This window comes from Anoxybacillus andreesenii (genome assembly GCF_030813005.1).
Classification (GTDB): domain Bacteria; phylum Bacillota; class Bacilli; order Bacillales; family Cytobacillaceae; genus Robertmurraya; species Robertmurraya andreesenii.
Genome location: NZ_JAUSTU010000024.1, coordinates 42,131 through 48,163, shown reverse-complemented (window position 1 = coordinate 48,163; position 6,033 = coordinate 42,131). Strand labels below are relative to the sequence as shown.

Below are 6,033 nucleotides of genomic sequence, written 5' to 3'. Positions count from 1 at the left end.
CAGAAAGATAACTCAAGAAGCAACTCGATGAGTACGCTGGATGCTATTTCTCAGAAGCTTATTCATCGTGCTCTACCGACTGAGCTACTGAGCCATAAAATATGTAATGGCGGTCCGGACGGGACTCGAACCCGCGACCTCCTGCGTGACAGGCAGGCATTCTAACCAACTGAACTACCGGACCAAACTTAATCGACGTAAGGAGATTAACCTTCCATATTATCGACATAAGGAGATTAAGTATATTTATGGAGGAGGAAAGGGGATTCGAACCCCTGCGCGGTTTGACCCGCCTGTCGGTTTTCAAGACCGATCCCTTCAGCCGGACTTGGGTATTCCTCCAACATATTCATGGTAGCGGCGGAGGGGATCGAACCCCCGACCTTACGGGTATGAACCGTACGCTCTAGCCAGCTGAGCTACACCGCCATATTAATTTCTATAAATTTTCTAAGAAAAACAAAGTGGAGCCTAGCGGGATCGAACCGCTGACCTCCTGCGTGCAAAGCAGGCGCTCTCCCAGCTGAGCTAAGGCCCCATTCTGAGTATTAAGGAACATTTTTAGCTATGTAAAAAAGTACTGGTGACCCGTACGGGATTCGAACCCGTGTTACCGCCGTGAAAGGGCGGTGTCTTAACCGCTTGACCAACGGGCCATGCTTTATCAATCTTCAAAAACAACTATTTCAATATATCATCATTATCAACTACCGTCAATGCTAATTTTAAAAATTTCTTTTAAAAAAACTTATTGCCATAATAATAAAAAAACAGCGGAAGATCCTTGCCCCCACTGTGATCCAAAACTATATATACTTTCGATGAACTCCTTTTCCGTCATAAGTAAATAACATTTTCCTCTCTTCGATAATCGTCTCTAGATGTACTCCTCTCCCCCAAAGCTGATACATATAGGGGAGCACCTTTTCCAAATACTTAATATCTAATTCAATGCCCTCATACCAATGTTTAATATACAATTCCCCATTTTTGAGATAATCTCCGTTTGTCACCGTCAAGTAAGGAAATCCTCCATTAACCCTCATGTTTACAAGCTGGTCCCTTACTTCCTTCCAATCCTTATCGACAATCTTGTAATCCCTACCCTGTTTTTGGAATAAATACATATCCTCTCGCAGCACGAGATCCTTTGTTAAATAATTTCGTAAAAATGAGATGTCTGACTCAATTTCCCGTACTTCAAACATTTTTTCCCGACCCGAGTTTTCTTTTACTCCCCTTTCCTTCATTTCCTCCGTTGGATGATTATAGCGCTCCTCGATATCCTCGAAAATTTTCAATCCTAAATAGTATGGATTAATTCCTGTTCTTGAAGGCTGAACAACCCCTGCATTCAGCTTGGCAAACTCCAGTGCTTCTCCAGAAGTTAAATCCATTTCACGTAGAATTCTTTGATGCCAATAGGACGCCCAGCCTTCGTTCATAATTTTCGTTTCGAGCTGCGGCCAAAAATACAACATTTCCTCTCTCATCATCGTTAGAATATCCCGTTGCCAATCCGATAATTCTCGGCTATAGCTCTCAATAAATAGCAGAATATCCTTCTCTGGCTGAGGTGGGAATGGCTTTTTCTTTTTCTTTGGTTGTGTTTTTTTCTCATCCCTTTTATCTAATTTCCATAAATCATCATACGGAGTGGACTGCTCCACCTCCTCCTCATACTCTGAGTCATCTAATGTCCAGGCAAGCTTCGGCCTCATTAATGAAGGATCAATATGCTCTTCGATCGCGAGAACAGCATCAAGAAATTTCTCCACCTCATGTTTTCCATGTTCGATTTCGTACTGTCTTATCCTTTCTGCCGTTGCAGACATACTTTCAACCATATCCCGCTTTGTATTTTGGAAACGAACATTATTTTTGAAAAAATCACAGTGGGCAAGAACATGGGCAACAATCAGTTTGTTCTGAATCAAGGAATTAGAATCAAGCAAGAAGGCATAACATGGATCTGAATTGATCACCAGCTCATATATTTTGGAAAGCCCTAAATCATAATGCAGTTTCATCTTGTGAAATTGCTTGCCAAAACTCCAATGCGAAAATCTAGTCGGCATTCCATATGCACCGAATGTATAGATGATATCAGCTGGACAAATTTCATATCTCATTGGATAAAAATCCAAACCAAATCCAGAAGCGATTTCGGTAATTTCATCAATGGCATATTCAAGGGCTTTTCGTTCGTCTTCTCTCATCCGCTTCTCCCCCTTCTAAGTCTTACCATAATGTATGTTAGACCTCAGAAAAACATGATCTGGTTAAGCGGTTGAACAGCGGCTTTATTCAGGTAAATGATGATAATCGCTTCATATCAAGATGTCCAACTTTTGCTGAGTGATTTTTTTCGAATCCCTCACACAATAACATCAACTCCTTAAACAGAAGGAGATGAGACATTTGAATTTGATTGATTATGACCGGGCATTATATTATACGCATCGGTCGGAATGGGATAATTTATTGATACTGATGGTTCGAACAAAGGACCATTTTTTATCAAAAAAAATTGAACACTTTCTACATGCCTATAATTTTGAAAAGGATTATTCAGTCATCGAAAAACAGTTATATACCTTGTTAAGATACATCGATCATGCCAACGACCACCTTTCAGAGCAAGAAAACATTGATGTCAACACAATATAATGAATTCCACCAAAAAAAGAGGGTGTCCAAATAGCGCAATTTTGGACACCCTCGCAATTATAATTTTATTTTTTCCATTTTATTATTCACGATCTTCATAAAGCTCTCTTGCAAAAGTTCCAGCTTTTCTCTGCTGGCTTCTAAAGTCTCACCCTTTACCCCAAAATAGAACTTTATCTTCGGCTCTGTTCCTGACGGTCGTAGGCATACCCAAGAGCCATCTTCAAGGATGTATTTCAGCACATTTGATTGAGGAAGATGGATTTTCTCTTGACCCGCTTCACTCATGACGATTCCTTTTAAGTAATCTTCTTCTCTAACGACCTTTTGTGCTGATACTTCCTTCAAATTGTCTTCCCGGAAGGATGTCATAATCTGCTGAATGAGTTCAGCCCCTTCCTTCCCTTTTAATGTTAGTGAACGGAGCCCTTCCTGAAAGTACCCAAATTTTTCATATAGCTCCAACAGAGCGTCGTATAGAGACATCCCTTTTTCCTTATAATAGGCACATATCTCTGTGGCTAATAAAGCCGCTTGGATTGCATCTTTATCTCGAGCGAAATCACCAATTAAATACCCATAGCTTTCTTCATAACCGAAGAAAAATTGATGCTCACCCGTTTCCTCATATTCCTTGATTTTTTCGGCAATGTACTTGAAGCCTGTTAGAACATCAACTGTGCTGATTCCGAAAGAAGAGGCAATTTCCCTGCCAAGCTCAGAAGTGACAATCGTTTTTAATACGACCCCATTTGGGGGAAGAGCATTTTTTTTCTTCTTTTCAGTAAGAATATAATAGAGGAGAAGCGAGCCTGTTTGATTTCCCGTCAGAACCTGATATTCTCCCTCTAAATTTTTCACGGCGATCCCTAAGCGATCCGCATCTGGGTCCGTTGCAATCAATAGATCCGCATCGATTTCCTTCCCTTTTTCAATGGCAAGCTCAAATGCAGCATGCTCCTCCGGATTTGGACTCTTTACGGTCGAAAACTCGGGATCTGGATGCTCTTGTTCCTCAACAATTGTAACTTGCTCATAATTTAAAGCCTTTAATGCCCTTCGTACTGGCTTATTACCCGTGCCGTGTAAAGGAGTAAAGACTATTTTTATTTTTGAATTCGTTCCAAGTGGATTCTCGGAAATGCTCGTGAGCCTGTCAAGATAGGCTTGATCAATTTCCTCTCCAATTGTTTTTATGTATTCTGTTTCCCTAAGCTCTTTTTCACTTTTTACCTCTATCTGTAATTCATCGTCGATTTCATTAACCTTGGCAATCACCTTATCCGCAGCTTCAGATGTAAGCTGTGCACCATCCGGTCCATATACCTTATATCCATTATATTCAGGTGGATTATGACTGGCTGTGATCACAATCCCTGAATAAGCGTTCATGTGACGTACGGCAAAGGAAAGCTCTGGAGTGGGACGCAGTTCATCGAATACATAGGTTTGAATGCCGTAGGTCGCTAAAGTCCTGGCAGCTTCAAGTGCAAATTCACTAGACTTATGACGGGAATCATAAGCAATGACGACACCTCGTTTTTGGGCCTCATTGCCATTTGCTATGATCCATTTAGCTAGCCCCGCTGATGCTTTTCTAATTGTATAGATATTCATACGGTTTGTACCAACACCAATTTCACCGCGCATTCCACCTGTTCCGAACTCCAAATTCTTGTAGAAAGCGTCCTCTAATTCCTTTTCGCTTAATGACCGTAGCTGTGATTTTAGCCCCTCATCAAACCCATCAAATCGCAGCCATTTCTCTGCTTTTTTTCTCCAATTCATTACAACAAGCCTCCACACCATTTTGGATTCTTCTTCCATTATAACGCACCTCCATCTTGATGACCATGATTGTAGAAACACCTTTAACCATCTGTTTATGGACATTCTCGTAACAATAATCCAATCATTTGAAAAACAGCTTTATTCAGAATAAAATAATGAGGACTACCTATACGAGGGATTGATTAATTGATGAATCATAAAAAGGATAACCGAGAATCACTTATATTCTTGGCATGGGCTGCATCCGTAATTGCGATGTTTGGAAGCCTGTATTTTTCGGAAATTCGCCAATATGAGCCCTGTGAATTATGCTGGTATCAAAGAATTGTTATGTATCCCTTTGTTATTATCCTTGGAATAGCTACCGTTAAGAAGGATTATCGTATTTCGTTATATACCATGATTCTTTCTGCCATTGGAGCGGCGACATCTCTTTACCATTATGGTCTGCAGAAGGTTTCCTTTCTAGCGGACGCGGCACCGGCATGCGGACGAGTTCCTTGCACTGGTGCCTACATAAACTGGCTCGGATTTGTAACGATTCCGTTCCTTGCATTAACTGCATTTATCATTATTTTTGTTTGTAGCTTCGTGATTTGGAAGAAGACAAAGGAGGTCGAATATAATTGAAGAAAGTCATCATTTTTCTTGCTGTCATTATTGTATTATTCGCAGGAGTTGCCATCATGACGAAGATGCAAAATGAAGAAAAGGTTTCAGAGGATAATAAATACAAGAAAGAAACGCTGCATCCAGATACAGTGGCACAGCTCGATGATCCAAACTACCAAAACCTTATATTACCTGATGAATTAGAGAAAAAGCTAAATAATAAAGAAGATGTCACGGTCTATTTTTATAGCCCAACCTGCCCACACTGTAAGCGAACAACCCCAATTGTCGCTCCTTTAGCTGAAGAAATGGGAGTCGACCTTGTGCAATTTAACATTCTTGAGTTCGAGAATGGCTGGGATCAGTACGGGATCGAGGAAACACCAACGATTGTTCAATTTAAGGATGGCAAAGAAACAGAGCGCATCGTGGGATATAAAGAAAAAGAAGTCTTTGAAAAGTGGTTTAAAGAAAATAGCAAGTAAAAAAATAGGTACCTCCTATCTTATTCGAGGTACCTATCGTTATTTGAACATCTAGATCAGCAATTCATTGGCTGCCTTTGTGTAAATACTAAACACATTGTCCTTCATACTTCTTTCTTCTAAAAAGTGTTCATAATCAAATGGGAAGAATAACCCAAATTCTTTTAGGAACTCTGCATTTATTTCAAAGATCTTCTTATATTTTGGTTGTCTTTCGCGAGACTGCAATATGGATATTAAGGTCTGCAAGCTTGAAATAACCTGATAAGCTTCCTTTAAAGTACCAAAATATTCGAAATGTCTCGTAGAAGTATGTAGCACTTTTAGATTTTCAAATTCCTTTATGTCTTTGTCTGAATAATAAAGAGGAAAAACGTCCCGATAAAACGTCTTAACAAGCTCCCGGATCATTTCTTCTTGGTCTGGTGTAGACGCAAAAACAATCTTCACTGATAACCCACCTTTAATAACCGTA

General features: G+C 40.1%; 6 protein-coding genes and 5 tRNA genes. 3 read left to right on the top strand and 8 right to left on the bottom strand.

Features of this window, described 5'->3' with window-relative positions; genetic code table 11:
* Positions 1–107: 107 nt before the first annotated feature.
* From J2S07_RS18055 to J2S07_RS18030, 6 genes are all read right to left on the bottom strand, one after another.
* Positions 108–184: transfer RNA gene (locus J2S07_RS18055), tRNA-Asp, on the bottom strand.
* A gap of 65 nt (positions 185–249) precedes the next feature.
* Positions 250–342, bottom strand: a tRNA-Ser gene (locus J2S07_RS18050).
* Positions 343–352: 10 nt separating this feature from the next.
* Positions 353–429: transfer RNA gene (locus J2S07_RS18045), tRNA-Met, on the bottom strand.
* Between the two features lie 36 nt (positions 430–465).
* A tRNA-Ala gene (locus J2S07_RS18040) sits at positions 466–538 on the bottom strand.
* A 43-nt stretch (positions 539–581) separates the two neighbouring features.
* Positions 582–656, bottom strand: a tRNA-Glu gene (locus J2S07_RS18035).
* 150 nt (positions 657–806) lie between these two features.
* Positions 807–2,219, bottom strand: a complete 1,413-nt coding sequence (locus tag J2S07_RS18030; RefSeq protein WP_307151804.1) for a SpoVR family protein — start codon at positions 2,217–2,219, stop codon at positions 807–809.
* Positions 2,220–2,421: 202 nt separating this feature from the next.
* Between J2S07_RS18030 and J2S07_RS18025 the strand changes: the two genes are divergently transcribed.
* Complete coding sequence (locus J2S07_RS18025) at positions 2,422–2,670, top strand: YhdB family protein (protein ID WP_307151803.1); 249 nt, start codon at positions 2,422–2,424, stop codon at positions 2,668–2,670.
* Between the two features lie 57 nt (positions 2,671–2,727).
* Here J2S07_RS18025 and J2S07_RS18020 read toward each other — a convergent pair whose 3' ends face one another.
* A complete protein-coding gene (locus J2S07_RS18020; RefSeq protein WP_307151802.1) occupies positions 2,728–4,458 on the bottom strand; it encodes a phospho-sugar mutase in 1,731 nt (576 codons plus the stop codon).
* A 192-nt stretch (positions 4,459–4,650) separates the two neighbouring features.
* Between J2S07_RS18020 and J2S07_RS18015 the strand changes: the two genes are divergently transcribed.
* Both J2S07_RS18015 and J2S07_RS18010 read left to right on the top strand, forming a co-directional pair.
* Positions 4,651–5,091, top strand: coding sequence for a disulfide oxidoreductase (locus tag J2S07_RS18015; RefSeq protein ID WP_307151801.1), 441 nt, complete (start codon positions 4,651–4,653; stop codon positions 5,089–5,091).
* Positions 5,088–5,558 carry a thioredoxin family protein gene (locus tag J2S07_RS18010; RefSeq protein ID WP_307151800.1) on the top strand — a complete coding sequence of 157 codons (471 nt, stop codon included), beginning with the start codon at positions 5,088–5,090 and terminating at the stop codon, positions 5,556–5,558. The genes J2S07_RS18015 and J2S07_RS18010 overlap by 4 nt, the downstream gene beginning before the upstream one ends.
* A 51-nt stretch (positions 5,559–5,609) precedes the next feature.
* Here J2S07_RS18010 and J2S07_RS18005 read toward each other — a convergent pair whose 3' ends face one another.
* Positions 5,610–6,008: a YhcU family protein gene (locus J2S07_RS18005; RefSeq protein WP_307151799.1), complete on the bottom strand. Its 399-nt coding sequence runs from the start codon at positions 6,006–6,008 to the stop codon at positions 5,610–5,612.
* Positions 6,009–6,033 lie beyond the last annotated feature (25 nt).

Coding starts and splice junctions, on each gene's coding strand:
- J2S07_RS18015 (WP_307151801.1), top strand. CDS start 4,651: ATGAATCATAAAAAGGATAACCGAGAATCACTTATATTCTTGGCATGG.
- J2S07_RS18020 (WP_307151802.1), bottom strand. CDS start 4,458: ATGAATTGGAGAAAAAAAGCAGAGAAATGGCTGCGATTTGATGGGTTT.
- J2S07_RS18030 (WP_307151804.1), bottom strand. CDS start 2,219: ATGAGAGAAGACGAACGAAAAGCCCTTGAATATGCCATTGATGAAATT.